Annotated in this window: 1 protein-coding gene and 1 pseudogene; both read left to right on the plus strand. The window is 46.2% G+C overall.

The window, feature by feature from the left end; genetic code table 11:
• Window positions 1–254, plus strand: a pseudogene (locus R8N49_RS26315) (YjiH family protein); the annotation flags it as partial.
• The gene (locus R8N49_RS26320) at window positions 254–721 is read left to right on the plus strand and encodes a YjiG family protein (RefSeq protein WP_005458317.1); all 468 of its coding nucleotides are present in this window, start codon (window positions 254–256) and stop codon (window positions 719–721) included. The pseudogene R8N49_RS26315 and the gene R8N49_RS26320, both read left to right, overlap by 1 nt.
• Window positions 722–806: the final 85 nt, after the last annotated feature.

An 806-nucleotide genomic window follows, 5' to 3' on the forward strand; every position in this document is an offset into this window, starting at 1 on the left:
TGTTCACTATGTTCCAGTTCACTGCTGGTGCCACCATTGTTAACTTTTTCTCCTCAGGGGCGGTGCTGTTTACGCTGACGATGGCGGATGGCTCGCTTGCCGTAACATCTTCTATTGGTTTGGCGGTTGTGGTGATGTTTTTGTTTAAAATTGTGGGTGCGAACTTATTCCGTATCTATCTAAACATCACAGAAGGTAAAGAAGACAAGCAAGAGCAAAGCAAATCTGAGAACTTAAAAGAGGAGACGGCGTAATGAGTGACGTAAAAGTAAGTAAGCCGATGGTGACGGATATTTTCGTTGAAGGCGCTAAAAAAGGCTGGGTTATTGCGACAACATCAACCGTGCCTAACGTTCTTATGGCGTTTGTCATCATTAAGGCGTTGCAGATTACTGGCGCGTTGGATTTGATGGGCTCGGTATTTTCTCCAGTAATGGCGGTTTTTGGTTTGCCAGGTGAAGCGGCTGCGGTGCTGATTGGTGCTTGGATGTCGATGGGCGGCGCAGTTGGCGTGGTTATCACATTGTTTGACCAAGGCATCTTGAACGGTACGCACATCGCGATTCTTGCACCTGCAATTTACCTAATGGGCTCACAGGTTCAGTACATGGGTCGAATTATGGGACCTATCGGTACTGAAGGTCGTTACATCCCAATCATGATTGCGATTTCCGTATTGAACGCATTTGGCGCAATGCTAGTGATGAATCTGTTTGTCTAGGAGTGAGTCATGCAATTCTCTCTAAATGAATATCTAGAAGAGCTACGTCCGCTGATTAATGTGGATTGTGGCACTTACACGACTG

Source organism: Vibrio sp. 1978 (genome assembly GCF_033344345.1).